At 61.4% G+C, this 26,450-nt stretch carries 29 protein-coding genes; 18 read left to right on the top strand and 11 right to left on the bottom strand.

Annotated elements, in window-relative coordinates:
- Positions 1–148: 148 nt before the first annotated feature.
- From ACSV9I_RS06195 to ACSV9I_RS06215, 5 genes are all read left to right on the top strand, one after another.
- A complete protein-coding gene (locus ACSV9I_RS06195) occupies positions 149–277 on the top strand; it encodes a hypothetical protein (RefSeq protein WP_438327916.1) in 129 nt (42 codons plus the stop codon).
- The gene (gene glyS, locus ACSV9I_RS06200) at positions 270–2,423 is read left to right on the top strand and encodes a glycine--tRNA ligase subunit beta (RefSeq protein WP_438327917.1); all 2,154 of its coding nucleotides are present in this window, start codon (positions 270–272) and stop codon (positions 2,421–2,423) included. Before ACSV9I_RS06195 ends, glyS begins: the two co-directional genes overlap by 8 nt.
- A 104-nt stretch (positions 2,424–2,527) precedes the next feature.
- A complete protein-coding gene (locus ACSV9I_RS06205; RefSeq protein WP_054156535.1) occupies positions 2,528–2,779 on the top strand; it encodes a type II toxin-antitoxin system ParD family antitoxin in 252 nt (83 codons plus the stop codon).
- 108 nt (positions 2,780–2,887) lie between these two features.
- A complete protein-coding gene (locus tag ACSV9I_RS06210; RefSeq protein WP_438327918.1) occupies positions 2,888–3,070 on the top strand; it encodes a type II toxin-antitoxin system RelE/ParE family toxin in 183 nt (60 codons plus the stop codon).
- Positions 3,071–3,075: 5 nt separating this feature from the next.
- Complete coding sequence (locus ACSV9I_RS06215) at positions 3,076–3,579, top strand: DUF523 domain-containing protein (RefSeq protein WP_438327919.1); 504 nt, start codon at positions 3,076–3,078, stop codon at positions 3,577–3,579.
- 59 nt (positions 3,580–3,638) lie between these two features.
- Here the strand turns inward: ACSV9I_RS06215 and ACSV9I_RS06220 are convergent, their stop codons facing one another.
- The 3 genes from ACSV9I_RS06220 to purD form a co-directional block, all read right to left on the bottom strand.
- On the bottom strand, positions 3,639–5,459 hold the full coding sequence (locus ACSV9I_RS06220; protein ID WP_438327920.1) for a methyl-accepting chemotaxis protein: 1,821 nt from the start codon (positions 5,457–5,459) through the stop codon (positions 3,639–3,641).
- A gap of 292 nt (positions 5,460–5,751) precedes the next feature.
- On the bottom strand, positions 5,752–6,201 hold the full coding sequence (locus ACSV9I_RS06225) for a plant virulence effector HPE1-like domain-containing protein (protein ID WP_438327921.1): 450 nt from the start codon (positions 6,199–6,201) through the stop codon (positions 5,752–5,754).
- Positions 6,202–6,338: 137 nt separating this feature from the next.
- Entirely contained in the window at positions 6,339–7,610 is a 1,272-nt protein-coding gene (gene purD, locus ACSV9I_RS06230) for a phosphoribosylamine--glycine ligase (protein ID WP_438327922.1), read from the bottom strand.
- 150 nt (positions 7,611–7,760) lie between these two features.
- Between purD and ACSV9I_RS06235 the strand changes: the two genes are divergently transcribed.
- From ACSV9I_RS06235 to ACSV9I_RS06245, 3 genes are all read left to right on the top strand, one after another.
- Positions 7,761–7,955: a type II toxin-antitoxin system HicA family toxin gene (locus ACSV9I_RS06235; protein ID WP_082352372.1), complete on the top strand. Its 195-nt coding sequence runs from the start codon at positions 7,761–7,763 to the stop codon at positions 7,953–7,955.
- A gap of 4 nt (positions 7,956–7,959) precedes the next feature.
- The gene (locus ACSV9I_RS06240) at positions 7,960–8,379 is read left to right on the top strand and encodes a type II toxin-antitoxin system HicB family antitoxin (RefSeq protein ID WP_054156541.1); all 420 of its coding nucleotides are present in this window, start codon (positions 7,960–7,962) and stop codon (positions 8,377–8,379) included.
- A gap of 168 nt (positions 8,380–8,547) precedes the next feature.
- Complete coding sequence (locus ACSV9I_RS06245) at positions 8,548–10,866, top strand: Tex family protein (RefSeq protein ID WP_438327923.1); 2,319 nt, start codon at positions 8,548–8,550, stop codon at positions 10,864–10,866.
- Between the two features lie 69 nt (positions 10,867–10,935).
- Here the strand turns inward: ACSV9I_RS06245 and ACSV9I_RS06250 are convergent, their stop codons facing one another.
- Both ACSV9I_RS06250 and ACSV9I_RS06255 read right to left on the bottom strand, forming a co-directional pair.
- Entirely contained in the window at positions 10,936–11,256 is a 321-nt protein-coding gene (locus ACSV9I_RS06250; protein WP_438328528.1) for a TraR/DksA family transcriptional regulator, read from the bottom strand.
- A gap of 25 nt (positions 11,257–11,281) precedes the next feature.
- Positions 11,282–11,692 (bottom strand): universal stress protein, encoded by a 411-nt coding sequence (locus tag ACSV9I_RS06255; protein ID WP_438327924.1) that lies wholly within the window; start codon positions 11,690–11,692, stop codon positions 11,282–11,284.
- A gap of 214 nt (positions 11,693–11,906) precedes the next feature.
- Between ACSV9I_RS06255 and ACSV9I_RS06260 the strand changes: the two genes are divergently transcribed.
- The 6 genes from ACSV9I_RS06260 (at position 11,907) to ACSV9I_RS06285 (ending at position 16,911) form a co-directional block, all read left to right on the top strand.
- Positions 11,907–12,797 carry a VOC family protein gene (locus ACSV9I_RS06260; protein ID WP_438327925.1) on the top strand — a complete coding sequence of 297 codons (891 nt, stop codon included), beginning with the start codon at positions 11,907–11,909 and terminating at the stop codon, positions 12,795–12,797.
- Between the two features lie 149 nt (positions 12,798–12,946).
- Entirely contained in the window at positions 12,947–14,023 is a 1,077-nt protein-coding gene (locus ACSV9I_RS06265; RefSeq protein WP_438327927.1) for an AI-2E family transporter, read from the top strand.
- A gap of 83 nt (positions 14,024–14,106) precedes the next feature.
- A complete protein-coding gene (locus ACSV9I_RS06270) occupies positions 14,107–14,994 on the top strand; it encodes a metallophosphoesterase (protein WP_438327928.1) in 888 nt (295 codons plus the stop codon).
- Between the two features lie 154 nt (positions 14,995–15,148).
- Positions 15,149–15,592 carry a c-type cytochrome gene (locus tag ACSV9I_RS06275; RefSeq protein WP_438327929.1) on the top strand — a complete coding sequence of 148 codons (444 nt, stop codon included), beginning with the start codon at positions 15,149–15,151 and terminating at the stop codon, positions 15,590–15,592.
- A gap of 94 nt (positions 15,593–15,686) precedes the next feature.
- A complete protein-coding gene (locus ACSV9I_RS06280; protein ID WP_438327930.1) occupies positions 15,687–16,604 on the top strand; it encodes a c-type cytochrome in 918 nt (305 codons plus the stop codon).
- A gap of 82 nt (positions 16,605–16,686) precedes the next feature.
- Positions 16,687–16,911: a hypothetical protein gene (locus tag ACSV9I_RS06285; protein ID WP_054156548.1), complete on the top strand. Its 225-nt coding sequence runs from the start codon at positions 16,687–16,689 to the stop codon at positions 16,909–16,911.
- A 10-nt stretch (positions 16,912–16,921) separates the two neighbouring features.
- Here ACSV9I_RS06285 and ACSV9I_RS06290 read toward each other — a convergent pair whose 3' ends face one another.
- From ACSV9I_RS06290 to ACSV9I_RS06300, 3 genes are all read right to left on the bottom strand, one after another.
- Positions 16,922–17,497 (bottom strand): DJ-1/PfpI family protein, encoded by a 576-nt coding sequence (locus ACSV9I_RS06290; protein ID WP_438327931.1) that lies wholly within the window; start codon positions 17,495–17,497, stop codon positions 16,922–16,924.
- 28 nt (positions 17,498–17,525) lie between these two features.
- Positions 17,526–18,014 carry an N-acetyltransferase family protein gene (locus ACSV9I_RS06295; RefSeq protein WP_438327933.1) on the bottom strand — a complete coding sequence of 163 codons (489 nt, stop codon included), beginning with the start codon at positions 18,012–18,014 and terminating at the stop codon, positions 17,526–17,528.
- Between the two features lie 481 nt (positions 18,015–18,495).
- On the bottom strand, positions 18,496–18,909 hold the full coding sequence (locus tag ACSV9I_RS06300) for a MerR family transcriptional regulator (protein ID WP_054156551.1): 414 nt from the start codon (positions 18,907–18,909) through the stop codon (positions 18,496–18,498).
- Between the two features lie 80 nt (positions 18,910–18,989).
- Between ACSV9I_RS06300 and ACSV9I_RS06305 the strand changes: the two genes are divergently transcribed.
- A complete protein-coding gene (locus ACSV9I_RS06305) occupies positions 18,990–19,715 on the top strand; it encodes a cation transporter (RefSeq protein WP_438327934.1) in 726 nt (241 codons plus the stop codon).
- A 69-nt stretch (positions 19,716–19,784) separates the two neighbouring features.
- Here ACSV9I_RS06305 and ACSV9I_RS06310 read toward each other — a convergent pair whose 3' ends face one another.
- Together ACSV9I_RS06310 and ACSV9I_RS06315 are read right to left on the bottom strand one after the other, a co-directional pair.
- On the bottom strand, positions 19,785–20,102 hold the full coding sequence (locus ACSV9I_RS06310; protein ID WP_054156553.1) for a hypothetical protein: 318 nt from the start codon (positions 20,100–20,102) through the stop codon (positions 19,785–19,787).
- A gap of 198 nt (positions 20,103–20,300) precedes the next feature.
- Positions 20,301–22,409: a S9 family peptidase gene (locus ACSV9I_RS06315; protein WP_438327935.1), complete on the bottom strand. Its 2,109-nt coding sequence runs from the start codon at positions 22,407–22,409 to the stop codon at positions 20,301–20,303.
- A 131-nt stretch (positions 22,410–22,540) separates the two neighbouring features.
- Between ACSV9I_RS06315 and ACSV9I_RS06320 the strand changes: the two genes are divergently transcribed.
- Positions 22,541–23,344: a polysaccharide deacetylase family protein gene (locus ACSV9I_RS06320; protein ID WP_438327936.1), complete on the top strand. Its 804-nt coding sequence runs from the start codon at positions 22,541–22,543 to the stop codon at positions 23,342–23,344.
- An 18-nt stretch (positions 23,345–23,362) separates the two neighbouring features.
- On the opposite strand, the gene ACSV9I_RS06325 is transcribed toward ACSV9I_RS06320, so the two are convergent.
- Positions 23,363–24,250, bottom strand: coding sequence for a branched-chain amino acid aminotransferase (locus ACSV9I_RS06325; RefSeq protein WP_438327937.1), 888 nt, complete (start codon positions 24,248–24,250; stop codon positions 23,363–23,365).
- Positions 24,251–24,549: 299 nt separating this feature from the next.
- Here ACSV9I_RS06325 and ACSV9I_RS06330 point away from each other — a divergent pair, with 299 nt between their 5' ends.
- Both ACSV9I_RS06330 and ubiA read left to right on the top strand, forming a co-directional pair.
- Entirely contained in the window at positions 24,550–25,347 is a 798-nt protein-coding gene (locus ACSV9I_RS06330; protein WP_438327938.1) for a MipA/OmpV family protein, read from the top strand.
- 80 nt (positions 25,348–25,427) lie between these two features.
- Positions 25,428–26,381, top strand: a complete 954-nt coding sequence (ubiA, locus tag ACSV9I_RS06335; protein ID WP_438327939.1) for a 4-hydroxybenzoate octaprenyltransferase — start codon at positions 25,428–25,430, stop codon at positions 26,379–26,381.
- Positions 26,382–26,450: the final 69 nt, after the last annotated feature.

Below are 26,450 nucleotides of genomic sequence, written 5' to 3' on the forward strand. Positions count from 1 at the left end.
GCGGGTGGGGGTGATCCGTGTCCGAATGGCGGTGATTACACCGTCCGCCGCTTGATCCGCCCGCATTTTGCACGCTTCCATGGATGACTTTTGCCGCAGGGCTTGCTAAGTCCCCCGCAGCTTCAAAACCAGCCGCAAAGTCAGCCCCATGCCCGATCTCCTGCTCGAACTCCGCTCGGAGGAAATCCCCGCTCTGCCGCGCACCCGCAGCGCCGAAGACGCGAGGACGCGCGATCAGGAAAGCAGCATGCGGGCTTCGGAGAACACCAATGCCTGATCTTCTGCTCGAACTCCGCTCCGAGGAAATCCCCGCCCGCATGCAGCGCAAGGCTGCTGGCGATCTGAAGAAAATGGTGACCGATGCGCTTGTTGATGCGGGGCTGACCTATGAGGGCGCGCGCGAATACTGGACGCCGCGACGCCTGACGCTCGATATCAGAGGTCTGACCGCCCGTTCCGCCGATATCAAGGAAGAGAAGAAGGGCCCAAGCGTCTCCGCACCGCAAGGTGCCATTGATGGCTTTCTGCGCGGTGCCGGTCTCTCCTCCATCGACCAGGCCATCGTCAAAACCGATCCGAAGAAGGGCGACTTCTATGTCGCCTATATGGAAAAGCCAGGTCGCGCTGCCGAAGAGATCATCGCCGATGTGATGCCGGGAATCATCCGCGCATTCCCCTGGCCGAAGTCGATGCGCTCCGGCTATGCCTCCATGCCCAAGGGCGCGAGCTTTGGTGGCATCGAGGGCAAGGGTTCGGAAAGCCTGCGCTGGGTGCGGCCGCTGCAGTCGATCGTCTGCACCTTCGGCCCCGAGCACGACGAAGTCCAGGTCATCCCCTTCGAGATCGACGGGATCACCGCATCCAACGTCACCTATGGCCACCGCTTCCACGCACCGGACGCCATCACCGTCCGCCGCTTCGATGACTACGTCACCAATCTGGAGCGTGCCAAGGTCATCCTCGATGCCGAGCGCCGCAAGGACATGATCCTGCACGACGCCCGCGACATTGCCTTTGCCAACGGCCTGGAACTGGTCGAGGACGAGGGCCTGCTGGAAGAAGTCTCCGGCCTCGTCGAATGGCCGCAGGTTCTGCTCGGCACGTTTGAAGAGGATTACCTCTCGATCCCGGCCGAGATCATCCGCCTGACGATCAAGACCAACCAGAAGTGCTTTGTCGTGCGCCCGCAAGGCGAGACCGACAAGCTCTCCAACCATTTCATCCTGATTTCCAACATCCAGGCCACCGACGGCGGCAAGGAAATCATGCATGGCAATGGCAAGGTTGTGCGCGCCCGCCTCTCGGATGCGCTGCATTTCTGGAAGCGCGACCAGGGCGACCTGCCGGACCTCGACACGCTGAAGGCCTCTGCTGCCAAGTTTGACCTGGATCTCAAGAAGCCGCTCGACCAGCGCATGGCGAAGCTCGATGCGCTGAACGTGACCTTCCACGCCAAGCTTGGCACGCAAGGGGAGCGCGTCGCGCGCATCCGCGAACTGGCCAAGGTGCTGGCACCCATCGTCGGCGCCGATCTGGCCCTTGTTGACCGCGCCGTGGTGCTGGCGAAAGCCGACCTTCGCACCGAAGCCGTCGGCGAATTCCCGGAACTCCAGGGCGCCATGGGCCGCAAATATGCGCTCCTGCAGGGCGAAAATGCCTCCGTGGCTGCCGCCATCGAAGACCACTGGAAGCCGAACGGCCCCTCCGACCGCCTGCCGGAAGACAAGGTCGGCCTGACAGTCGCGCTCGCCGACAAGCTCGACACGCTCGTCGGCTTCTGGGCTATCGACGAAAAGCCAACCGGTTCGAAGGACCCCTATGCGCTGCGTCGTGCGGCTTTGGGTGTCGTGCGGATGATTTTGGAGAAGGGCATCCGTCTGCCGCTGGTGTCCGTCGCCAAGGATGCCGACCTCCTCTCCTTCTTCCACGACCGCCTCAAGGTCTACCTCCGCGACCAGGGCGCCCGCCACGACATCATCGATGCCGTGCTGACGCCCGAGGCCGACGACCTGCTGATGGTCGCCCGCCGCGCGGAAGCGCTCACCGCCTTCATCACCTCGGAAGACGGCCTGAACCTGCTGGCCGGCACCAAGCGCGCCACGCAGCTTCTAGCCGCTGAAGAGAAGAAGGGCACTGTCGTCGCCGATGGCGTCTCGGAAGCGCTGCTCAAGCTCGATGCTGAAAAGGCGCTCTTCGCCGCCATCCAATCCGCCTCGAAATCGGCCGCTGACGCTGTGGCAGCGGAAGACTTCCGCTCGGCCATGCAGGCGCTCTCGACGCTGCGCGCCCCGGTCGACACCTTCTTCGGCGATGTGCTTGTCAATGACGAGGATGCCGCAATCCGCGCCAACCGCCTGGCGCTGTTGAAGGCGATCCGCGAGGCCACAGCCACGGTCGCGGATTTCTCCAAGATCACAGGCTGATGTTTTGAGACCCCGCTTCGGCGGGGTTTTTCGTTTCCCGAGACCGTTTTCCGACCTTCGTCTCTTGTGTTATCGTGGACATGAAGAGACCGGGAGCCATCCGCATGAACAAGCCCGTCCAGGTGACCATCGCTGAGCCCTTTGACAGCTTCATCGACGCTCAGCTCGAAAGCGGCCACTTCAAGTCGGCGCAAGAAGTGGTCGAAGCCGGCCTTCAGCTACTGAAAGAAGAGCAGGCTCGGATCGAGTGGCTGCGCAATGCGCTGATCGAGGGCGAAGATAGCGGGCCGTCCGTGCCATTCGATCCTGAAGACCTGATGACGTCCGTTCGCGAAAGATGGGAAAGCCGTGGCTGAGATCCGGCTCAGTCCCGCCGCACGCCAGGATTTTCTGGAGATCGGTGACTACACGCGGATCGGTGGTCTGAGGCTCAAGCCGAACGGTACCTGAGACAGATCCTGGCGATGATTACGGAAATCGGAACCTATCCGTTGTCAGGCAGTGAGGTGAAGTCGTTGCGGCCCGGGTACCGTCGCCGCCGGTCCGGCTCGCATCTGATCTTCTATGTCATTCTGGAGGACGGCACGGTGGAAGTCGTCCGTATTATCCACGAGCGAGCAGACGTCTCACGCCTGCGGGACGAATGATAGCAATGCCGTCGATGCCCCCCAAAATCCTCATCAGTGCCTGCCTCCTCGGCCGCCCCGTCCGTTACGACGGCAAGGGCAAACCCCTCCACGATCCGCTGATTGAACGTTGGAAGGCCGAGGGACGGCTCGTCGGTTACTGTCCCGAACAGGCCGGTGGCCTGCCGACACCCCGTCCACCCGCCGAGATCGAAGGTCGCATGAATGGAGAGGATGTGCTGGCCGGTCGCGCCCGGGTGCTGGAAGTCACGGGCGGCGATGTGACCGAGGAGTTCATCCAGGGTGGGAAAAAGGCCGTGGCCTTCGCCCGCGAGCAGGGATGCGCCGTAGCGCTCCTCATTGATGGCAGCCCGTCCTGCGGATCCGGCTTTATCTATGATGGCTCGTTTTCCAGCACCCGCCACCCCGGCTTCGGCGTTACCGCAGCCCTCATGCGCCGGGCCGGGATCGAGGTCTTTTCCGATCGCGAACTCGATCGTCTCGCGGCCCACATCGATAGAACCAGCTGAAACGACAAAGGCCGTCGGATCGCTCCGACGGCCTCTGTCGTTTCGATTGCGGTCGTGGCTCAGCTCGCCATGCGATACTGCTGCTGGCCGGCGCCGGCCTGGCTGGTCTTGAAGCTGCGGATAAGGTCGAGAAGATCGCCGGTGTCGTTGGCAAGAACCTCGGCCGATGCCGTGGTCTCTTCCGCCATTGCGGCGTTCTGCTGGGTCGCCTGGTCGAGCTGGTTCATCGAAGACGAGATCGAACGCAGGGTCGAGTCCTGTTCCTGGGCGCTGTGCGAGATCTTCGAGACGATGGCGTTGGCACCGGCGATCTGGTCGGAGATGCGCTTCAGCGCTTCCCCGGCCTGACCAACGAGCTGGACGCCCTGTTCGACCTGCTGCGAGGAGCGGGCGATCTGATCCTTGATTTCCTTGGCCGCTGCCGCAGAACGCTGCGCCAGTTCGCGCACTTCCTGGGCGACGACCGCAAAGCCCTTGCCGCTTTCGCCAGCGCGGGCGGCCTCGACGCCGGCATTCAGCGCCAGAAGATTGGTCTGGAAGGCGATCTCGTCGATCACGCCGATGATCTTGGTGATTTCGGCAGACGACTGTTCGATACCGCTCATCGCGTTGATCGCGCGGGTAACGATCTCGTCGCTCTGCTTGGCCTCGCCGCTGACGGCGCCGACGCGGCTGGCCGCTTCACGCGCACCGTCTGCCGTCTGGCGAACGGCAACGGTCAGTTCGTCCAAGGCCGCAGAGGTTTCTTCCAGATTGGCCGCCTGGCGTTCCGTGCGGGTGGCAAGCTCGCCGGATGCACGGCGGATCTCTTCCTTGGAGATGGCAATGTCATTGCCCTTGAGATTGACGCGGGCCATAGCCTCCTCGAGACGCGAAAGCGCCTCGTTGAAGTTGTCGCGCAGGCCTGCATACTTCACGCCAAGATCGGCGCAGCGCACGGTCAGATCGCCATTGGCAAGTTTTTCCAGCGATTGACCGATGGTCGACACGACATGCGCCTGCTGGCGGGCCTCGGAAACCTGCATCTCTGCGTTCTGGCTGCGTTCGGCATCCAGTTCGCGCTGCTGTTCCTGCTGGCGTGCCGCCATGGCATGACGGTCGCGGATCTTCTGCTGCAGGCTTTCGGTCGCCCGCGCCATCATGCCCACTTCATTGGCCATGTCGGTATGCGGCACCTTGGCCGAGACATCTTCGTTGGCGACGGCGCCCAGTGCGTCATGGATGGCCTTGAGCGGGCCGGTGATGCCACGCACGACGACAAAGGCGGCGAGCAAGGCAAGAACCAGAATGCCGACCGAGACCCCGACGGTCTTCATCACGCTGGCGCGGATTTCCGCCTTCAGGTCATCGGTATAGAGGCCAGTAACGATGACCATTTTCCAGGGTTCGAAGGCCTTGGCGTAGGATGCTTTCGGATAAGTCCGGTCTTCGGGATCCTTGCCCGGCTTCGGGCCGATGAACTCAACGAAACCGCCGCCGAGCTGACCGAGGCGTACAAGTTCGTCGCGATAGGCAAAGCCATTCGGATCGGCCTTGCCCTTGTTGCTCTTGCCCACGTCCTTCGAGGTCGGATGGAAGGTCATGACGACGTCGTAGTCGTAACCGAAGAAGTAGCCATCCGGTTCGAAGCGGGTCTTGTTCAGCAGCTCGAAGGCCTTCGCCTTCGCCTCATCGACGGTAAATTCACCAGCAACCGCGCGATCATTGAAGTCCTTGACGATCGAAAGCGCAGTTTCAACCTGGGTCCGCAGCAACTCGTAGCGCTGCGTATAAATCGCCTGGGAAGACGCGCGGATCTGGAAGTAGGTTGCAACGGCGAAGGCAGCCATCAGGCCACCCACCAGCAGCATCAACTGGAGGGAAATTTTCAAGCGGTTCATGGGGCCTCGCGATTGGGCAGGAACGCAAAGTCGTCATTTTGCGGAAAAGGTCATGACGAAAGAGCCGGGGCCCTCACGCTGCATCGCGCTTGAGGCGAATGATAGCCTCTAAATATTAATGAAAATGCAGGCAATTTGGCGTTGCAAACGCTCGGGGCCGAGGCACGCATGCCGTTTGTCGATTGCGCCGATCAAAAACGAAACGCTCCGGCAAGCCGGAGCGCTTCGTCCGCATTTACGCGGAGGGCCCTATCGGCTCGGATCGTGTAGCCGGGCAGGGCAGGGAACGGAATTACTTCAGTTTAAGGTCGATTGTGGCCTGCTTGAGATCGTCTGTACCGGCCGTGCCGTCGATGACGGCCGCCGTGGTCGTGCTGCTATCGATCTCATTCGGCGTGGCGGCGCGGCTCGCGATGATCGTGCTGCCTCGGGTTTCCCAGCCGTTGGCGGAACTCATGACGACCACAGGCGAACCGCCCATCATGTTTTCGATGCGCCTCAGCGTGCGGGTTTCACCCTCCTGGATCACTTCGGCAAACTCGCCACCCTCAGGCAGGGTCGGCACCTGGTATTCACCCTTGCGCTCGCGCTTCACCGGAGGCGGGCACTGGCTGCAGGCGACGGACAGGATGCTCGGCTGGCTGGCATCGACACCGTGAACCTTATCGATTGACGCGGCTGCGGCTGGCAGGGCCGAAGCGGTCAGTGCGAACACGGCAAGGGTCGAAATAAAGCTGCGCATGGGGGTCGTTCCTCATTCTATGGAACGACCTTACCGCAGCACTTCTTTCGATCCGGTCAGGGAGATTGGTAAAATTTGACGTAACGTGACGATTGTGGTCGCGCGCAGGGCAATTGACCCTCTTAGATCAGCTGGGATCAGCCGTCTTCGCGTGCAATCGCCCGCCAGCCAATGTCGCGCCGGCAGAACCCGTTCTCCCACTCCACGCTGTCCACCAGCCTGTAAGCGGTGGCCTGGGCCTCGGCCACTGTCGCACCCCGTCCAGTTGCGTTCAGCACGCGCCCGCCGGTCGCGACCAATTGGCCATCCTTCAATGCGGTGCCGGCATGGAACACCTTGGCGCTGTCTCCCGCCTCCGGCAGGGTGGCGATCGGAGTCGCCTTCTCGTAAGTCCCCGGATAGCCCTTGGAGGCGAGCACCACGGTCAGCGCCGGGTCGCCGCTCCAGTCAGCCGAAACCTGGTCCAGCGTTCCGGTGGCAGACGCATGGAGGATCGGCAGCAGATCGCTCTTCAGCCGCATCATCAGGACCTGGGTTTCTGGATCACCGAAGCGGACATTGTATTCGATCAGTTCCGGGCCTTTTTCGGTGATCATCAGCCCGGCAAAGAACACGCCCTGGAAGGGGTGGCCCATCTCGGCCATGCCGCGCATGGTGGGCTCAATGATCTCCTTCATCGTCCGCTCAACCATCTCAGGCGTCATGACAGGTGCCGGGGAGTATGCCCCCATGCCGCCCGTGTTGGGGCCTGTATCGCCATCGCCTACACGCTTGTGGTCCTGCGCGGTCGCAAGCGGCAGCAGCGACTTGCCGTCGGAAAGGCAGAAGAAGCTCGCTTCCTCACCATCAAGGAAGGCTTCGACCACAACTTCCGCGCCGGCCGCCCCAAACGCGCCCTCGAAGCAGTCGTCGATCGCGGCAAGCGCCTCGTCGAGCGTCATCGCAACCGTGACACCCTTGCCGGCGGCAAGGCCATCGGCCTTGATGACGATCGGAGCGCCCTGTTCACGCACATAGGCCTTGGCCTTCGGCGCATTGTTGAACCGCTGATAGGCCCCGGTCGGAATGTTGAAGCGGGCGCAGACATCCTTGGTAAAGCCCTTGGAGCCCTCAAGCTGTGCCGCTGCCGCAGACGGTCCGAAGACGGCAAAGCCGGCCTCGCGCAGCCGGTCGGCAATGCCGGCGACCAGCGGCGCTTCTGGCCCGACGACGACGAAGTCGATCGCTTTGTCCTTGCAGAAGGCAACGACGGCCGCATGGTCATCGGTATCGAGAGCGACAAGCTCGGCCTCTTCCGCAATGCCCGGATTGCCGGGGGCTGCATAAAGCTTTGTCAGAAGCGGGGACTGGGCAATCTTCCAGGCCAGCGCATGCTCGCGTCCACCCGACCCGATCAACAAAACCTTCATCACCAGCCTCCAGTGCCACAGGGGAATGCCCGGCGGTTAAGGGGGAAGGGGGCAAAGGTCAAGCTTTTCGGAGTCTACCCCGGGAATTTCAGAGGTCCGCTTGCGTCGGTCTGATGCTATACCTATAAATACATACAGTGGGAGGTGTCGTTGAACAGCCAAGAGGTGGTGCGCCGCCTGCAGGCGGAGGGATGGTCCGAAGTCGGCCAGAAGGGTAGCCACAAACATTACCGGCACCCGATGAAGCCTGGCCGGGTGACGGTGCCCCATCCAAAGCGCGACATTCCGATTGGAACGCTGCGCTCGATATGGAGGCAGGCCGGCTGGGCCTGGCCTCCCAAGTGACCCCATGAAGATGAGACATCAGACCATGCAGATTGTCGCGCTGATTCACAAAGACAATGAAAGCTACGGCATCTCCTTTCCGGATTTGCCGGGCTGTATTTCTGCGTCCAGCTCGCTTGACGCATTGCTGCTGGACGGCAAGGAGGCGCTGGATCTGCATGTCGAGATGATGGTTCAGGACGGTGAGCCGCTGCCGGAGTTTCGCAGTCTCGATACCCTCCGCGCCGATCCGGAATTCGCCGAGGACTTTGCCGGAGCCGACCTCGTGACCCTTATGCCTGTGGATATCCCTGGTCGTGCCGTGAAGGTGACCATCACCATGGAAGAACACCTGCTAATGAGGTTGAACAAGGCGGCCGAGCGTCAGGGCTACACCCGCTCCGGCTTCATTGCGGAGGCTGTAAGGCGGAAACTGGCGGGTTAACGAGACTTGCCTTGCCGTATTCCCTCGCTATGGTCCGCCTCCACCAAGCAGGTTCCGCAAAAGTGTTCCACGGTTTTTGCGATGAGAATCTGCGGCAAAACAAAGACGCCAAGCGGATGAAACGTTGGTTTGCCAACGAAAGTCTGCTCGGCACAAGACGGGTATCCCATGGCCGACGACATCAAGAGCATTGCCGCCCTCATTGCCACCGAGATCAACGCAAGGCCCGACCAGGTCATATCGGCCGTCGGCCTGCTCGATGAAGGCGCGACGGTCCCCTTCATCGCCCGCTACCGCAAGGAAGTGACGGGCGGTCTCGATGATACGCAGCTGCGCAATCTCGCCGAACGGCTGATCTATCTCAGAGAACTCGCCGCCCGCCGCAAATCGATCTTCGAAAGCATCGACGGCCAGGGCAAAATGACCGACGAGCTGGCTCGCAAGATTGCCTCGGTCACGACCAAGGCGGAGCTCGAAGACCTCTATCTGCCCTACAAGCCCAAGCGCCGCACCCGCGCCGAGATCGCCCGCGAAAAGGGTCTGCAGCCGCTGGCTGATGCGATCCTCGCCGACCGCACGAGCGATCCGCAGAAGCTGGCCGAAGCTTACATCACTGCCGAAGTGGCCGACGTCAAAGTAGCCCTTGAAGGCGCGCGCGACATCGTCGCCGAGCAGATCTCGGAAAATGCCGATCTCATCGGTCGCCTGCGCAACGACATGAAGGATCGCGCGATCCTCTATTCGAAGCTCGTCGACGGCAAGGCCGAGGCTGGCGCCAAGTTCTCCGACTATTTCGATCACTTCGAACGCTGGGCAACCGTGCCCGGTCACCGGGCGCTTGCCATGCTGCGCGGCTGGAACGAGGAGTTCCTGTCGCTCTCCATTGAAGTGGACCGCGACGACACCGCCCCGGTCAAGACCAGCCAGCGCATGATTGCCGCCGCCTATCAGGTGGCTGGCAAAGGCCCGGCCGACCAGTGGTTGCTGGAGGTTGCCGGCTGGACCTGGCGTGTGAAGCTCTCCGTGTCGCTCTCGCTTGACCTGATGCGCGAACTGCGCGAGCGGGCCGAGGAAGAGGCGATCCACGTCTTCGCCCGTAACCTCAAGGACCTACTGCTGGCCGCCCCCGCAGGTTCGCGTCCGACCATGGGCCTCGACCCGGGCATCCGCACCGGCGTCAAGGTTGCCGTGGTCGATGGCACCGGCAAGGTGCTTGAAACGACGACTGTCTATCCCTTCCCGCCGAAGAACGACATCCGGGGCACCCAGGCCGAGCTCGCCTCGCTGATCCGCAAGCACAATGTCGAGCTGATTTCGATTGGCAATGGCACGGGCAGCCGCGAAACGGAAAAGCTGGTGGCCGACATGCTCGCCCAGTTCCCCTCGACCGCGCCGAAACCGACCAAGGTCATCGTCTCGGAAGCAGGCGCGTCGGTCTATTCGGCGTCTGAAACGGCGGCCAAGGAATTCCCCAATCTTGATGTCTCCTTGCGTGGCGCCGTATCCATCGCCCGCCGCCTGCAGGATCCGCTCGCCGAACTCGTGAAGATCGAGCCAAAATCGATCGGCGTCGGCCAATACCAGCATGACGTCGACCAGGGCCGCCTCGGCCGCTCGCTCGATGCCGTGGTCGAAGACGCGGTGAACGCCGTCGGCGTCGACGTCAACACAGCCTCAGCGCCGCTGCTCGCCCGCGTCTCCGGCCTCGGCAAGACAACGGCGGAAGCCATCGTTGCGCACCGCGACGAGACCGGTCCCTTCTCAAGCCGCAGGGATCTCCTCAAGGTCCCGCGCCTCGGCGCCCGCACCTTCGAGCAATGCGCCGGCTTTTTGCGCATACCGAACGGCAAGGAGCCGCTCGATGCCTCCTCGGTGCATCCGGAAGCTTACGGCGTGGCGAAGAAAATCGTCGCTGCCTGCGGCCGGGACCTGCGCTCCCTGATGGGCGATAGCGCAACGCTGAAGAGCCTCGACCCCAAGCGCTTCATCGATGAGCAATTCGGTCTGCCGACGGTCAAGGACATCATCGCCGAACTGGAAAAGCCCGGCCGCGACCCACGCCCGAGCTTCAAGACCGCGACCTTTGCCGAGGGTGTTGACGAGATCACTGACCTGAAGATCGGCATGACGCTCGAAGGTACGGTCACCAACGTCGCCGCCTTCGGTGCCTTCGTCGATATCGGCGTGCATCAGGATGGTCTGGTCCACGTCTCCCAGCTTGCCGATCGTTTCGTCAAGGATCCGCATGAAGTGGTGAAAGCAGGCGATGTAGTGAAGGTCCGCGTCGTCGAGGTTGACGTCAAGCGCAAGCGCATCGCGCTGACCATGCGCAAAGACGGCGGCGAGGCGCAACAGCCATCCATGCGGGGCGATGCCAAGGGCAATGCCAGCGCCATGAAGAACGCCAATGCGCGCCCGCCCAAAACCGAGCAGTCGTCGATGGGCGGTCTGGGCGCTGCCTTGGCCGAAGCCATGCGCAAGAAGTAAGCCTTCGTCTCACTGCAAAAGGCCGGGGTTCATCGCCCCGGCCTTTTCAATGTGACGGATTGCTCAACCTCAAAGCCCTGCGGCGCAATCCTTGCAGAAGGGCGTATGCGGAACGGCGGTCAACCGCTCGACAGAGATCGGCTCCTCGCATTTGACACAGGTGCCGAATGTACCGGCTGCAATCCGGTCGAGGGCGGCATCGATCGCCCGCAATTCCTCTTCGCCAACCTGGCCGAATTCCTCCAGCACCTCGTCATTTTCCGATTCCGTCGCACGCTCGGCACTATCGGCGCTTTTCAGCCGCCCGAGATCGTCGTCGATCTTGCTCAGCCGCTTTTCAATCTCCGCCTTGCGCGCAATCAGCACATGTTCGAAATGAGCTGTGTCCATAGCCTGTGTTGGGTTTTGCATGGGATCACCTGTCTACCAGCACGGAGATCTTCGAATGGCGCACGACGCGGTCGGCCGTTGCGCCGATGAAGTAGTTGGAAATGTCCGGAATATGCGAGGCGATGATGATCAGGTCCGCTCCATGCTCCTGAGCACAGGCGAGGATCTCGCGAGCCGGAGAACCGCTGCGCACTTCAACGCGCCCGGCAATGCCGGTCTTTTCCTTCAGTTCGACGAGCTTGGTCTTGGCATCCTTGATCGAGTTCTCGATTAGGTCGACCGGCACGTCGATGGCCAGATAGCCCGGAATGTCCTCGACCACGGTCACCAGCACCACTTCGCCGCCAAGGTCCAGCAGCGTCGCCGCCTTCTTCAGGATCTTTTCTCCCTTGTCGAGGGCACCTGTATCGACCGGAACGATGATCTTCTTGTACATGCTGGTCTCCTTGTTATGGAATGACGGATGTTCCTCTTATGGGGACAGAATGCGAGCTTGGTGGTCCCGCTGCATTGATCAGGATCAAGTTGCGGGCCCAGGTCTTTGTCAACATTCGTCGAACGATATATCGAAGAAATTGCATCTTTTGTGAACGACTGTAAGTCCTTAGATTGGGGTCAACATGATCGAGAACCCGATTGGAGATTGGACGATGATCAACGCACAGCAAGCCGCATTGGCGGAACAATCCTTCGCCCTGACCCGTCCGGTTCACGTCGGACGTGCCCATCTTGTCGTCAAGGATCTCGACACGGTGAGCGCCTATTACCAGCGCGTGTTGGGCCTTGCCGTCCTTGAGCGCAGCGAAAGCGGTATCGCGCTCGGCGCCGGCGGCCACCCGCTCCTGACGCTGTCGACCCGCGGTGACGTGGCGGCCGCACCCCGCACCGCTGCCGGTCTGTTCCACACCGCCTTCCTCTTGCCAAACCGCCAGGAACTCGCCGACTGGTTCGCCCATGCCGCCCATCTCGGCGTCCGCTTCGATGGCGCCAGCGACCACCTTGTCAGCGAGGCGATCTATCTGTCTGATCCGGAAGGCAATGGCATCGAGGTCTACCGCGATCGCCAGCCTTCGGAATGGACCTATCGCGGCGATGGCACGGTCGAAATGGCAACCGATCATCTCGACCTGCAGGCGCTTTATGACGAAGCTGCCAAGACCGGCTGGGCCGGTGCCCCGGACGCAACGGCGCTGGGCCATATCCATCTGCAGGTGGGCAATGTCGCTGAGGCAGACCGTTTCTATGAGGGCGTACTCGGCCTGAAGAAGATGGCGAGTTACCCGGGCGCCAGTTTCTTTGCCAGCGGGGCCTATCATCACCACGTCGCCGCCAATATCTGGAACAGCCGCAATGCCGGCCAGCGCACCGGCGCGATGACAGGCCTTCAGGACTATGCGCTTGCCTTCACCGACCGTGATGCTTTGGCCAAGGTCCTGACCGTGCTCGACGGCCTGGAAATCAAGGCTGACAAGACGGCAGAGGGCTATCGTCTTCTCGATCCATGGGGTATCGGCATCACCCTCGTCGCGCCGGATGCCTGAGCGGCTTTCCGACGCGATCGGCGGATCGACAAGGTCGCCAAAATCCCTTGGAACGGAAATTGTTCCCGAACGTTGAGAGGCGTCGAAACCGGGGAACAATCCATGTCGCACGTCGCTTTGCCGCCCGCCTCTCAGTCGGAGGGATGCCGGTGAACCTCCAGGTGCATCATCAGGAGACGCCGACCCGAAAGGTGCGTTTCCAGAAAACGGGCCTCGACTACTCTGTGTCCTGGTCCGTCATCGGCCTCTTCGCCATCTTCGCGCTGATCGCACTGCATCTCGCGTCGTTCGTGCTGATCCCACTGACGATGGCCATCGTCGTCGGCCTGATCCTCGGCATCGCGGCAGATCGGATGGGCGGGCTCGGAATCCCGCCAACGCTGACGGCAGTGATCCTGTCCGGCCTGTTCCTGGTCATCCTGCTTTTCCTGATTGGCGTCATCTGGACACCGGTCAATATGCTCGTCGAAAACGGTCCCGGCATGATCGAGCGGGCAATCGCCTATCTCGCGGAGATCCCGTGGCTGGAGCGTCCGATGGCGGCTTTGTCGCGCGGACAGGACAATATGCAGGCCATGCTGGAGAACTCAGGGACGATCCTGTCGACGCTTGCCGCCGGTGTCACACCTGCCCTGGTTCAGGTTTTCATCTTCATCTCGGCCCTGCTGCTCTTCCTGTCCAGCCGGCTGAAGCTGCGCCGCGCGCTCATCCGGGCCTTTTCCGACCGGGAGAAGCGGCTGAAGGCGATCCGCATGTTGAACGAGGTCGAGGAAGCGCTCGGCTATTATTTTGCAACTGCGGTCGTGGTCTACGGATTGTTCGGCGTCATCGCCGCCCTCGTTGCCTGGATCGGTGGCCTTGGCAGTCCGCTCCTCTGGGGCGTTGCCGCCTTCCTGATGAGCTTCATTCCCTTTCTCGGCATTGCACTTGTGACTGGCGCCATGGCGATTGCAGGGCTTCTGGTTCACGACGGCATCCTGCTTGGCCTGCTCCCAGCCATCGTCTTTTTCGTCTTCGACGGTGTTTTCGAAAACCTGATGATTCCAGCTCTGATGGGCAAGCGGCTGGAGTTGAACTCCTTCATGCTCTTCGTCGCCATCGTCTTCTGGACCTGGCTCTGGGGTGCCGTCGGCGCCATGCTCGCCGTGCCGCTGACGCTGATCTGCATGACCCTCTATGCCGGTATCATTCCCTCATCCAAGGTGACGCCCAATCTGCCGGGATGATGCGCCTTCCGTCATCTCGGCGTCATCCCGACGTCGTATCCGGCCTTTATCGCTCGCGCTGCAGAGTAAAGAGGCCAGACAGAATGCACGAGGACATTGCCCATTTGCGGCTCGGCATCATCGCCGACCCGCAGTATGATGATCGCGATCCCGATCCGGCGCAGGGGCGCTACTTTCGCCAGTCGCTGGCCAAGCTCGAAGAGGCGGTCGCGCATTTCAACACGCAGTCTCTCGATGCGGTCGTCGTTCTGGGCGACCTCATCGATCGCGGCTTCGAGAACCTGGCGCCGGTCCTGGCAAGGCTGGACGCGCTGAAAGCACCGCGCATCCTCCTGCCGGGCAATCATGATTTCATGGTTCGGCCGGATCTTTTGATGGGGGTCTACGACGCCCTCGATATGCCCGCACCCTACCACCACCGCCGTATCAAGGGATTGCGGCTGATCGTGATCGACGGCAACGAGATCTCGGTTTTTGCGCCCCCGGTCGGTGATGCCAGGCGTGGCCAAGCCGAACGGCGTCTGAGCGAGATGCAGGCATCCGGTGCCGCCAATGCGCAGGCCTGGAATGCCGGCATGAGCATCGAGCAGATAGACTGGCTGCGCCGCCAGCTCGACGAGGCGGACAAGGCTGGAGAGCCGGTCATCATTCTCGGCCACTATCCGCTCCATCCCTTTACCGACCACTGCCTGTGGGACGCCGAAGAGATCGCAGCACTGCTTGCGTCCTCGCCGGCAGCGCTTGCCTATCTCTGCGGTCACGATCACCGGGGCAACTGCGCCGAGCGTGGGGGTGTCCATTTCATCAACGCCTGCGGCATGGTCGACACTGAGAGCGACAACGCTTTTGCCGTACTCACGGTCTATTCCGATCGCATCGAGATCGTCGGCCACGGCCGCGAGCCAAGCCGAAGTCTGTCGCTTTCGCCCGAAAAACGACGACGCACTGCCGGTTTACTGACAGTTTCCTGACAGGTTTTCGTCCGAAATTTCCGTTAGATATCCGAAAGTTGGCGACGCCCCCGGTTTTCACTCCTTTGTGACTTCATTCATCTGCGGGGACACTGCAAACATGACTGCGTCAATATGCGCCGGCATGTCCGGCCGAGCCTCGGGAGAAGACCAGATGAAGTTGAAAACCGTTCTGTCCGCTGCGGCGGCGATCTGTCTTGGCGTGTCTGCAGCAATCGCTGCAGGCGAACCTCAGGTCGTGCGTCAGGAAGAAATGAAGAAGGTCGGTGGCGCCATGGGTGCGATCGGCGCGATTGCCAAGGGCGAAAAGCCGTATGACGCCGAAGCCATCAAGGCGGCACTGACCACCATGGCGGAAGTTGGCAAGACCTTCCCGGATCACTTCCCCGCCGGGACCGAGACCGGAATGGATTCGGAAGCGGCCCCTGCGATCTGGCAGAACATGGAGGACTTCAAGGCGAAGGCTGCCAAGCTCGCCGAGGTTGCCGAAGCACAGCTCGCCGCCATGCCCGCCGATCAGGCAGCCGTTGGGGCAACCATGAAGGCTGTTGGCGCCACGTGTGGCGACTGTCACCAGACCTACCGCCTGAAGAAGTGAGCCTCGGGCGGGCCTCCACAACCAGATCTGTTTTGGCAAGGCCCGCTCTATTCGGGTTCGCTCGCGAACCCCTGCCTGCATGACGGAGGGCCGGATGGCATCGACTTTTTTCAAGGGGATCGCCGGCCTGGCCGTCCTGGGTGGTATCGGCTTTGCCGGATACATGGTGGTGACGGCCCCCCATCGACAGGACCCTGCAGTCTGGACCGGTCTCGGCGAACCGGATCTCGCCCATGGACGTGAGGTTTTCTTTGCCGGTGGCTGCACCAGTTGTCATGCGCCTGCGGGCGCCACCGGCGATACGCGCCTTGTGCTGTCAGGTGGTGCGCCGTTGAAAAGTGATTTCGGTACCTTCCATGCCCCAAATATCTCAAGCGATCCGGAGAAAGGCATTGGCGCCTGGACGCTTGCCGAATTCGGCGATGCGATGACCCGGGGCGTTGGGCGTAACGGCGAACATCTCTATCCGTCTTTCCCCTATGGCTCCTATGCGCGCATGACGCCGGCCGACATCAACGACCTCTACGGGTTCATGAAGACCTTGCCCGGAAGCGATGTGGAAGCACCCGCGCATGAACTGGGTTTCCCCTTCAATCAGCGCCTCGCTCTCGGCGGCTGGAAGTTCCTCTTTTTCAATGCGGCACCCCGTGTCGAACTCGGCGATGCCTCCGACATGGTCAAGCGTGGTCAGTATCTCGTCGAAGGCCCCGGCCATTGCGGCGAATGCCATACACCGCGCAATGCGCTCGGTGGATTCCAGAGCGGCAAATGGCTGGCCGGCGGTCCCAATCCGGAAGGCGAAGGCATGATTCCGAACATCACGCCGGCCTCGAAGAGCATGGGCTCCTGGAGCGAGGGCGATATCGTCACCTATCTCGAAACGGGCTTCACGCCGGATTATGACAGTGTCGGCGGCTCGATGGTCGAGGTGCAGAAGAATATGGCGGAGCTGAAGGCGTCAGACCGGGAGGCGATTGCCGCCTATCTGAAGGCGATCCCATCTGTCGAGTGAACGGGGCAGATACTTTCAGCCATCCAGCATCGCGCAAGCCTGCACCGGCATGGTGCAGCCTCTCAACGATGGTGGAGGAGCCATGAGCATCGAACGTCGGCGGATGGAGAATGCACTCCAGTCGCTGCTCGACAATTACCCGGACCCGGCCCTGCATCGCTGGGTGGTGGAAACCGTAAGGGCATTCGAAAAACGCCTGTCCGCCATTGTTGATCCCCGAGAGCGCGACCATGCCCAGCAGGCAGCGCTCATCCTGATCAAGACGACCCTGCAGAAATGGTCGGAAAACCCGCCGGTTCGGCATTGAGGCGAAAGCTTCAGGCCGGGCTGCGATGCTCGGCGGAGAATGCCGACAGTTCGGCTTCGGCCTCCGGCCCATAGAGGCCAAGCGCCTTCAGCACTTCAATGGCAAACGTATCCGGTGCGGCACCCGCTGCCGTGACGATCAGGCCGTCACGCACCGCCGCCGCCTGATCGCGATAGTGTGCTGCTCCGCGATACTGCGGATATGCCTGGTGGGATGCCAGCGAATTGCCGGTATGACCGACAGTATCCAGGATTCCGGTCTTGGCCAGCGCGCTTGCGGCCGCGCAGATGCCAGCCACAACCTTGCCCTTGTCTCGGAATGCCGTTGCAAGGGCTGTGAAGTCATGCGCCGTACCCTTTTCCCAGGCATAACCACCGGGGATCACCAGCGCATCGAAACGATCGGCATCGATGGCTGCAAAGCCGATATCGGGCGTTACCTTGAGCCCACCCATCGAGGTTACGGGCAGCCCATCCGGCGTCGCCGTCAGCACCTCGCAGTTAAGGTAATAACGGGCGACCGCCATCAGGAGCGCGGGCTCCCAATCGGCATAGTCTTCCTGCAGGGCAATCGCGATACGCGGCATATCTCGTCTCCTCGGAGTTGAGGTGGGCTCAGGCGATGGCTTGAAGGTAACGCATGCCGGTCACTGGCCGCGGCACGAAATCCATGTTCTCGTAGAACCGATGGGCGGCGACATTGCCGGTGGCCGCTGAAACGGAGAGGAAGTCGCAGCCCGAAGCGCGGGCAATCTGGCGGGCGCGATCGACCAGGTGCTGGCCGATGCCATTGCCGCGCTGGCCGTCACGCACGAAGAGATGGTGCAGGTCCATGCCGCGCTTGCCTTCCTGCGCCCTGTAGAGCGGCACGAGGATGGCGTAGCCGATCAGGCCTTCGCCGGCATCGGCGACAAGCGCCTGAATCCATGGTGCCGGGCCGAACAGGTCGCGCTCGAGGGTTTCTGCCGTCATCGCAGAGGCATCGCCGTGATGCAGCGCAAGGGCTGCGATCATCTGGTTGAGCTCGGGCAGGTCGCGCGGCTTGGCGTGGCGAATGGCCACGACAGGCGGGCGGGGCAGGGTGAGGTCGGTATCTTCGGTCATGTGCTTTCCCTTGGTTTCATCTGCGCCGTCAGGGGAAAGTCGTCCGGAAAACAACAAGGCCGCCTGACGGCGGCCTGTTGACAATGAGATCTTGTCAGGCCGCCGGTTACCGGTAGGCCCAAAAATACGTGCAGGAAATGGTTGCGCGTGCGTCGATCATGGCGCGTTTGATGCCCCGAATTCGAGCTATTGTCAACGGCCTCCCGACACACGCATGCAATTCGTCCTGCGCCTACTATAGAGCAGCCGTCGCCGGGAGACAGGGATGAACGCAGTCTGGCGCTCACTGAGAAGGACGAAAAGCTAATCGAGCAGCAATGCCCTGAGGATTATCGGCTATCGCCGGATCCTCGGCATTGCCTTTATCGTCAATGCTGACAGGGTTTTGGTCTATGGGTCTACTATGCGGGATGTAATGTCGATCTTGAGCAGCTGGTGATCAGGCGCCGCATCGAGACCTGGCGGCGGCTCTTGACCCTCCTTAATGCTCCCCCTCGCATAACCCGTGATCGGCCAGCGACTGGATGACATAACATTGACCCACCGTATGGTGGTTGCACTGCGTAACAATTCGGGCCAGTTCGTCTTCCAGCTTGCGCAGCTTGGCGATCTTCTCCCTGACCTCGTCGAGCTGGACCTTTGCAATCGTGTCCGCCCGTGCGCAAGGCTCTTCCGGATGGCGGCTGAGTGTCAGCAGCTCTCGGATCGCCTCAATCGGGAAGCCCAGGTCGCGGGCATGGCGAATGAAAGTCAACCGGTCGAGATCGGTCTTCTCATAGCGCCGCTGGTTGCCCTCGGTACGATCCGGGGCGGCAATCAGGCCCATCTGTTCATAGTAACGGATGGTGGGCACCTTCACGCCCGCCCGTCGGGACAAGTCACCGATCGAAAACATCAAAAAACCTCTTGAACCTCTAGTCACTAGAGATCTTAGGGTCGACTCGTGACCACATCAAGACGTGAAGGAAAAACGAGATGAGTGCCTCCTGCGGCCATAGCCACGCCCCGTTTGACGGGATGTCCGAAACCTACAAGCGTCGCCTCTGGCTGGTGATCGCCATCAATGCCGGCATGTTTGCTGTCGAGATGACGGCCGGCCAGCTTGCCCGTTCCCAGGCGTTGCAGGCTGATGCGCTCGATTTCTTCGCCGATGCCGTCACCTATGGCATTTCGCTGGCCGTGATCGGGGCTTCGCTCAAGACCCGCAGTCTCGCTGCGGGCGCCAAGGGTATCAGCCTGTTTGTCATGGGGCTCTGGGTTTTCGGCTCGACGATCTGGCGGGTGTTTTATGGCGGGGTGCCGGAAGCGCCTGTCATGGGTGTAATCGGTTTCCTGGCGCTGGCTGCCAACCTCGCCAGCGTCTTGCTTCTGATGAACTACAAGGACGGTGATGCCAATGTTCGCTCCGTCTGGCTCTGCTCGCGCAATGACGCAGTCGGCAATGTTATCGTGATGATCGCCGCAGTCGGCGTCTGGGGCACAGCGACCGCGTGGCCGGATCTCATCGTCGCCGCGATCATGGCAGGCCTCTTCCTCAGTTCCTCTGTACAGATCCTGTCCCAGAGCCTCGCCGAATGGCGTGCAGGCGCGCCGGCAACGCTGTCGGCAAGTTGCTGCGGCGGCCACGGCAATCCGGCAGCGACTGGAAAGGTCGCCGCGCATGGCCATGATCACGGGCATGCAGATCACGCCCATCATTGAGGCTTGCGGGAAAAAAAAGAAGGCCGGCGCGGCATCATGCCGGCCGGCCTTGCACCGCATCGAACGAGGTCAGAACTCCCCGTAGGGAGAGGGAACATCATGTTCCCGATAGGCTGCTTCGACCATCTGGATGCGGGACATTTCGGAAAAGTCTTTCGACGCGGCGGAAACGGCCGTCGGCGAGGTGCCTTTGGTGCGCGAACCCTCGACCGTCCACAGCGCCGCCGACAACTGCGTCGACAAGAGCGTGCTGGAGAAGGTGCTGGGGTTCATCAAACGACCGGAGTTGTTCGCTGTTGCCTCTGGCGCAGCCTCTTCCAGCGACACGGTGCTGGGCACGTGACGGCTCTGGTAGGAATTGCTGCTGAGGCCGGACTCGATCCTCATGGCGTGAACCTCGGTTGAAAAGTTAACCATTTGTTAACCATTCAACCTTGCGCGAAGCTTGCGCCTTGCATTGCAGCATCGATTTTGAGGCTTGTGGAAAGATCCGCAAATGAATACGGCGCCCGAATCACGGGCGCCGCAGAAAGGCGATCAGTCTTTGCAACCGTCAATTTGTACCAGTGAAACCTGATAGGTCGATCAGTTGCCGCCCGCGACCTTGATCGCATAGGCATATTCAAACGCGATCTCCTCCAGCCGCTGGAAGCGTCCCGACTTGCCGCCATGCCCGGCGGCCATGTTGGTTTTCAAGAGGAAGGGGCCGGCGTCCGGTGCCGTGGCGCGCAGCTTGGCGATCCACTTTGTTGGTTCCCAATAGGTCACGCGCGGGTCGGTGAGACCTGAGAGCGCGATAATCGGCGGGTAGGGCTTCTTCTCGATGTTGTCATAGGGGCTAAAGGCGGCGATCCAGCGATACTCTTCTTCGGACTCGATCGGATTGCCCCATTCCGGCCATTCCGGCGGGGTGAGCGGCAGCGTGTCGTCGAGCATGGTGTTCAAGACATCGACGAACGGCACGGCGGCGATGATGCCGGCGAATTTTTCCGGCGCCATGTTGGCAACCGCGCCCATCAACATACCGCCGGCAGATCCGCCTTCGGCGATGATCCGGTCGTAGGATGTGAACCTCTCCTTCACCAGGTGGTCGGCAGCCGAGATGAAGTCCTTGAAGGTATTGACCTTCTTTTCCATCTTGCCGTCTTCATACCAGGAAAAGCCCTTGTCCTTGCCGCCGCGGATATGGGCGATCGCATAGACAAAGCCGCGATCGGCCAGCGACAGGCAATTGGTGTTGAAGCCGGCTGGAATGGTGATGCCATAGGCACCGTAGCCGTAGAGCAGGCAGGGCGCGGAGCCGTCGAGCTTCGTATCCTTGCGGTAGAGCAGGGTCACCGGCACCTTCTCGCCGTCATGCGCCTCGGCAAACACGCGGCGGGTGACGTAATCCTCTGGGTTGTGGCCTGATGGCACTTCCTGGGTCTTCAGAAGCGTGCGCTCGCGCGTCGCCATGTTGTAGTCGAAGAGCTGGGACGGCGTCGTCATCGACGAATAGGAGAAGCGAATGACGTCGGTCTCGTATTCCGCAGCCCCCTGCAGCCCGAGCGAATAGGCTTCCTCGGCAAAGGCGATCGAATGCTCTTCGCCGGACTTGCGGTCGCGGATCATGATGACGGGCAGGCCCTCGCGGCGCTCCAGCCAGACGAGATGGCGGGCAAAGGCCATGTGGTTCAGGATCAGCCGGCCCGGTTCATGCGGCACCACTTCTTTCCAGTTCGCCTTGCCTGGTGCGGTGACAGGCGCCTCGACGATCTTGAAGTCTTTCGCGCCGTCGGCATTGGTCAGGATGTAGAAGACATCGCCGCCTTCCGTCATCGAATATTCGACACCTTCCTCACGCTCGGCCACCAGCTGCGGCTCAGCCAGAAGATCCTTGGTCGAGAGGATACGGTATTCCGAGGTCTCGTGGTCGTGGATGTCGATATAGATCACGTCGTCGAGCAGCGAGCCGCCGACGCCCATGAAGAAGCCGGGATCCTTTTCCTCATAGACCAGCCGGTCGGAGGATTGCGGCTGACCGACGATATGGTGGAAGACCTTGGATGGACGGTGGTTCTCGTCCTGAAGCGTATAGAAGAAGCTATTCCCGTCAGGCGCCCAGACCCCGCCACCGGCGGTGTTTTCGAGCACATCGTCGAGATCCTGTTTGGTGGCGAGATCGCGAATGCGCAGCGTGTAGTATTCCGAACCCTTGTCGTCGTAACCCCAGATGCCGAAGCCATGGTCGGTCGTGTGGTCGATACCGGCAAGGCGGAAATAGTCCTTGCCCGCAGCTTCCTTGTCGCCGTCGAGCAGCAGGTCTCGGATCGACTCGTCCTGCGGATTGCCGTCGCGCGGGATGCGGAAATAGCGCGGCTGTTCGCCGCCGGTGACGAAGGCCGAGCCGTATGCAAACGGACCATCCTTCATCGGGATGGAGGAATCGTCCTCCTTGATGCGTCCCTTCATCTCGGCAAAGAGCTGGGCCTGCAGCTCTTTCGTGTCGGCCATCGCCGCGTCCATATAGGCGTTTTCAGCCTCCAGGTAGGTGCGGATCTCCGGGTCGAGGATGGAGGTGTCCTTGAACATCTGCTGCCAGTTGTCGGCCCGCAGCCAAGCATAGTCGTCCGTTCTGGTGATCCCGTGGCGGGTGTCGGATACGGGCTTCTTGGCAACAGCGGGCGGTGTGGGCAGGTTTTTGAAAACGGACAAGGTTTTACCTCTTCTTCAGCGGAAGACAGGTTGCCTGCTTCCCGGCTTTGAGAAATAAAGCCGCGCCCCGGCGAGTTCAAGCTTGCGGGGCCAAGACGGTGAATCGTGGACTGGATAGAGGATACGACGACATGTTGGTTCAGACGAAAACCAACCGTGGTGGAATGGGTCTGTCCGCAATTGTGACCGCATCCACCTTGCTTGCTGTCGTTCTGGGAGTTTCGGCGCCCGCGGCAGGCGCGGCGGCCTCCGGCGTACGGCATGAACCGCGCCTGCTGGAACCCAAGCTGACACTTGAAGCGTCGTTAGATCATTTTCCGACAGTCGCCCTCACATTCGACGCCTGTATGGGCAAGGTGGATGAACGCATCCTCAGCCTCCTGATCGATCACCACATCCCCTCGACCGTCTTCGTCACCGCCCGCTGGATCAAGCGCAATCCCGATGCCTTGGCGCTGATGTTGGCCAATGCCGAGCTCTTCGAGATCGAGGATCATGGGGAAAACCATGTGCCGGCCATCGATCGGCCGATGACGGTTTTCGGTATTGCCGCCGCCGGCTCCTCGGAGGCCGTTGCGGCAGAGGTCGAGGGTGGCGCGGCGGCCATCCTGGCTGCGGGTGCGGAACATCCCCTTTGGTTCCGCGGAGCGACTGCCAAATACACTAAGAGTGCCGTCACCGAGATCGAAGGCCTTGGTTACCGGATCGCCGGATATTCCATCAATGGCGATGGGGGCTCTCTGCTCGGTGCCAGGGCGGTAGAACGGCAATATGCCAGGGCAAAGGACGGTGACGTCATCATTTCCCATATCAATCAGCCCAGCCACCAGGCAGGCGAGGGTGTCGTCAAAGGTATTTTGGATCTTGAGAGCCGGGGCTTCCGCTTCGTCCGCTTGAAGGACCGGGCGGAAGACCCGACTGCCAGAAGTTTCTGAGCCGACGCTGCCGAAGGGTCAGCCGTCCGTCCCCGCCGTCGATTTCGCCCAGTCCATGTAGAGTTCCAGCGCCTTGCGGGTCACCGGTCCTTCCTGGAACTGCGCGTCATCGAGACGCGTCACGGGCACGACCTTGGAATAATTGCCGGTCTGGAAGACTTCGTCGGCATTCATGAAGTCTTCAACCGAAAGCGTCGCCTCGCGCACGTCGAAGCCTGCCCCTTTGAGCAGACCCATGATGCGGGCGCGGGTGATCCCGGCAAGGAAGGTGCGGTTGGCGGCGGGTGTATAGACCACGCCATCCTTGACCATGAAGACGTTGGAGGATGCCGTCTCGACCACATTGCCATTCATGTCGCGCACCAGCGCATTGTCGAAACCGCGCGACCGCGCCTCGATGATCATCCGGCCGGAATTGGGGTAGAGGCTGCCGGTCTTGGCATCGGTCATCGCGCATTCCGGCGTCGGGCGACGGAAGGGCGAGAGTGTCAGCGACGAAGGCTTGGCGGTATGCATCGGTGCCTCGAACAGGCAGAGCGCAAACCGGGTCGATTCCGCATCGGCAGCAACGACCGAGCCCATCTGGCCATGTTCAGCCCAGTACATCGGCTTGATATAGATTGCGGACTTGCCGTCGAACTTCGCAATGCCTTCCCAGGCCAGCCGTTCGATCTCTTCGGCCGCCATCGTCGCCTTCAGGCCCATATTGACGGCGGAACGGTTGACACGCTGGCAATGCAGATCGAGATCCGGTGCAATGCCATCGAACCAGCGTGCGCCGTCAAACACGGTCGAGCCCAGCCACATGGCGTGCGAGGTCGGACCGATCAGCGGCGGATTGCCGGTAAACCAGTCTCCCTCGACATAGGTGAATGTGGTGCTGCGGGGGGACGTGTCGACGGCCATGAGGATCTCCTGTTCTTGTTGCCTTGCAGCAAATGCCGCTCGGCGAGCAAGGTCAAGGCAAAAGCGGCGGAAAGCCTGCGGGAAACCTGCGCTTGCGTCCGGTCGCGCAAGAATCAGCCGATTTACCGGGTAAATCAGCAACTTGGCTGATGGATCAATCACCGCTGTTGATGATGCATCCAGCATGCGCCGGGCGGGCCACGACGTGGTTAAAGTTCCCGTAACGAATTCAGGCAATATTGAGGCATCGCGCCGTCTCCTGCCGGTGCCCAAGTATCGCGTTATCGGGGGGGGTTATCATGCGCAAGTGCCCATCAAGCCATGTGCTGACAATTGCATTGGCGCTTGCAGCAACGCCCGCTGTCGCCGAAGGCCTATTCTCCGGCAATTGGTATCTGACACTTGGCGGCTCCGGCATATCCGCGCCGACCTTCGAGGGCTCGAAGGATCGCAAGTTTTTCTTCTCACCGATCATCTCGGTCGGCCGTGGCGGTGCGCCGCGCTTTTCCTCGCGCAATGACAATCCCTCCTTTGCCATCTACGATACCGATGTCCTGCGCGCCGGTGTCGTCGGCAAGTTCGTGCCCGGTCGTGATGCCGATACCGATGATGCGCTTCGTGGCCTCTCCGAGGTCAAGTGGGGTGGTGAGGTCGGTGCCTTTGCCGATCTCTACATGACAGACTACCTGCGCGCCCGGGCCGAAATCCGCCAGGGCTTCCGTGCGCATGACGGCCTTGTTGCCGATGTCGCGCTTGATGCCTTTACCGATATTGCGCCGGATCTTCGCGTCTCCGCCGGCCCGCGGATGAGCTATGCCACCAGCGGCTATACCGAGGCCTACTACGGCGTGAACGCCACGGAGTCCGCAGCCTCCGGCCTTTCGCAATATGATCCGGAGGGCGGGATCACCTCCTATGGTGCGGGCGGTGCGATCACCTGGAATGCCACAGATAAGCTGCAGGTCAGCGCCTTTACCGAATACAAGCGGCTTGCCGGCCCTGTCGCCGATTCCAGCCTGGTTCAGGAACGTGGCAGCAAGAACCAGCTGATGTTCGGCCTGTCGGCCAGCTACAAGTTCGGCGTCAGCTTCGACTGACCATCTGTCGCAGCCGAAATTCATCTTGCTGAAGGGGGCGAACGGTTTTCTTCCGTCGGGCCATGGCCTATCAGTGGGCCATGAGCACAGTTGATCCGAACCTTGACCGCGTCAGTGACGCCCCGTCCGACAATTTCGTCTATCGCGCCCTGCCGCGATGGATCTGGCCCTATGCGCAGCTCGCTCGATGGGATCGCCCGATCGGCTGGGAGCTGTTGATGTGGCCCTGTTTCTGGTCGTCTGCCCTGGCGGCCAATGTGCTTGCCGCCGAAGGTCGTCTCAGTGTGCCACTTTTCGCCTTCCACCTTGTCCTGTTTTTTGTCGGGTCGGTCGCCATGCGCGGCGCCGGCTGCACCTATAATGATCTGGTCGACCATGAGATCGATGATCAGGTGGCGCGCACACGCTCGAGGCCACTCCCCTCTGGTCGCGTCACCCGGCGCGATGCCAAGATCTTCATGCTCCTGCAGGCACTGGTGGGGCTTGCGGTTCTGCTCTGCTTTAACGGCTTCTCGATCGTGCTCGGAATCCTGTCGCTTGCGATCGTCGCCATCTATCCCTTCGCCAAGCGTTTTACCGACTGGCCGCAATTCTTTCTCGGCCTCGCCTTTTCCTGGGGTGGGTTGATGGGCTGGGCCGGTCTTCACGGCACGCTCTCGCTCTCGGCCGTCCTGCTCTATTGCGGCGCTGTCGCCTGGACGATCGGTTACGACACAATCTATGCCCATCAGGACAAGGAGGATGACGCCCTGGTTGGCGTTCGCTCCACCGCACGGCTGTTCGGCGACGACACCAAGATCTGGCTCGCCGGCCTCTACGGGCTGACGCTGATCCTGCTGCTGGCATCCTTCATCTCAGCCGGTGTCGCTTTCCCGGCGATCCTCGCACTTCTTGTGGCAGCCGGCCTCTTTGCCTGGCAGATCCGGGTGCTCGATATCGATGATGGCGCGCAGTGCCTGTCGCTGTTTAAGTCGAACGGCCGCATTGGCCTCATTCTCTTCGTCGGACTGGTGGTCTCGCTTCCCTTCGCCTGAGCCTGTTTCGCTCTCACGGCTCACGGCTCACGGCGAAAGAATGAGGATTGACCTGTGGAAAAGCCGGGC

This window comes from Rhizobium sp. G187 (assembly GCF_051549525.1).
Taxonomy (GTDB): Bacteria; Pseudomonadota; Alphaproteobacteria; order Rhizobiales; family Rhizobiaceae; genus Allorhizobium.

Coding starts and splice junctions, on each gene's coding strand:
- ACSV9I_RS06295 (WP_438327933.1), bottom strand. CDS start 18,014: ATGACCGAAGATACCGACCTCACCCTGCCCCGCCCGCCTGTCGTGGCC.
- ACSV9I_RS06285 (WP_054156548.1), top strand. CDS start 16,687: ATGAGCATCGAACGTCGGCGGATGGAGAATGCACTCCAGTCGCTGCTC.
- ACSV9I_RS06290 (WP_438327931.1), bottom strand. CDS start 17,497: ATGCCGCGTATCGCGATTGCCCTGCAGGAAGACTATGCCGATTGGGAG.
- ACSV9I_RS06320 (WP_438327936.1), top strand. CDS start 22,541: ATGTTGGTTCAGACGAAAACCAACCGTGGTGGAATGGGTCTGTCCGCA.
- ACSV9I_RS06255 (WP_438327924.1), bottom strand. CDS start 11,692: ATGTACAAGAAGATCATCGTTCCGGTCGATACAGGTGCCCTCGACAAG.
- ACSV9I_RS06310 (WP_054156553.1), bottom strand. CDS start 20,102: ATGAGGATCGAGTCCGGCCTCAGCAGCAATTCCTACCAGAGCCGTCAC.
- ACSV9I_RS06270 (WP_438327928.1), top strand. CDS start 14,107: ATGCACGAGGACATTGCCCATTTGCGGCTCGGCATCATCGCCGACCCG.
- ACSV9I_RS06215 (WP_438327919.1), top strand. CDS start 3,076: ATGCCGTCGATGCCCCCCAAAATCCTCATCAGTGCCTGCCTCCTCGGC.
- glyS (WP_438327917.1), top strand. CDS start 270: ATGCCTGATCTTCTGCTCGAACTCCGCTCCGAGGAAATCCCCGCCCGC.
- ACSV9I_RS06275 (WP_438327929.1), top strand. CDS start 15,149: ATGAAGTTGAAAACCGTTCTGTCCGCTGCGGCGGCGATCTGTCTTGGC.
- ACSV9I_RS06220 (WP_438327920.1), bottom strand. CDS start 5,459: ATGAACCGCTTGAAAATTTCCCTCCAGTTGATGCTGCTGGTGGGTGGC.
- ACSV9I_RS06210 (WP_438327918.1), top strand. CDS start 2,888: ATGATTACGGAAATCGGAACCTATCCGTTGTCAGGCAGTGAGGTGAAG.
- ACSV9I_RS06250 (WP_438328528.1), bottom strand. CDS start 11,256: ATGGACACAGCTCATTTCGAACATGTGCTGATTGCGCGCAAGGCGGAG.
- ACSV9I_RS06280 (WP_438327930.1), top strand. CDS start 15,687: ATGGCATCGACTTTTTTCAAGGGGATCGCCGGCCTGGCCGTCCTGGGT.
- ACSV9I_RS06205 (WP_054156535.1), top strand. CDS start 2,528: ATGAACAAGCCCGTCCAGGTGACCATCGCTGAGCCCTTTGACAGCTTC.
- ACSV9I_RS06195 (WP_438327916.1), top strand. CDS start 149: ATGCCCGATCTCCTGCTCGAACTCCGCTCGGAGGAAATCCCCGCTCTG.
- ACSV9I_RS06325 (WP_438327937.1), bottom strand. CDS start 24,250: ATGGCCGTCGACACGTCCCCCCGCAGCACCACATTCACCTATGTCGAG.
- ACSV9I_RS06240 (WP_054156541.1), top strand. CDS start 7,960: ATGAAGATGAGACATCAGACCATGCAGATTGTCGCGCTGATTCACAAA.
- ACSV9I_RS06330 (WP_438327938.1), top strand. CDS start 24,550: ATGCGCAAGTGCCCATCAAGCCATGTGCTGACAATTGCATTGGCGCTT.
- ACSV9I_RS06305 (WP_438327934.1), top strand. CDS start 18,990: ATGAGTGCCTCCTGCGGCCATAGCCACGCCCCGTTTGACGGGATGTCC.
- ubiA (WP_438327939.1), top strand. CDS start 25,428: ATGAGCACAGTTGATCCGAACCTTGACCGCGTCAGTGACGCCCCGTCC.
- ACSV9I_RS06300 (WP_054156551.1), bottom strand. CDS start 18,909: ATGTTTTCGATCGGTGACTTGTCCCGACGGGCGGGCGTGAAGGTGCCC.
- ACSV9I_RS06260 (WP_438327925.1), top strand. CDS start 11,907: ATGATCAACGCACAGCAAGCCGCATTGGCGGAACAATCCTTCGCCCTG.
- ACSV9I_RS06245 (WP_438327923.1), top strand. CDS start 8,548: ATGGCCGACGACATCAAGAGCATTGCCGCCCTCATTGCCACCGAGATC.
- purD (WP_438327922.1), bottom strand. CDS start 7,610: ATGAAGGTTTTGTTGATCGGGTCGGGTGGACGCGAGCATGCGCTGGCC.
- ACSV9I_RS06225 (WP_438327921.1), bottom strand. CDS start 6,201: ATGCGCAGCTTTATTTCGACCCTTGCCGTGTTCGCACTGACCGCTTCG.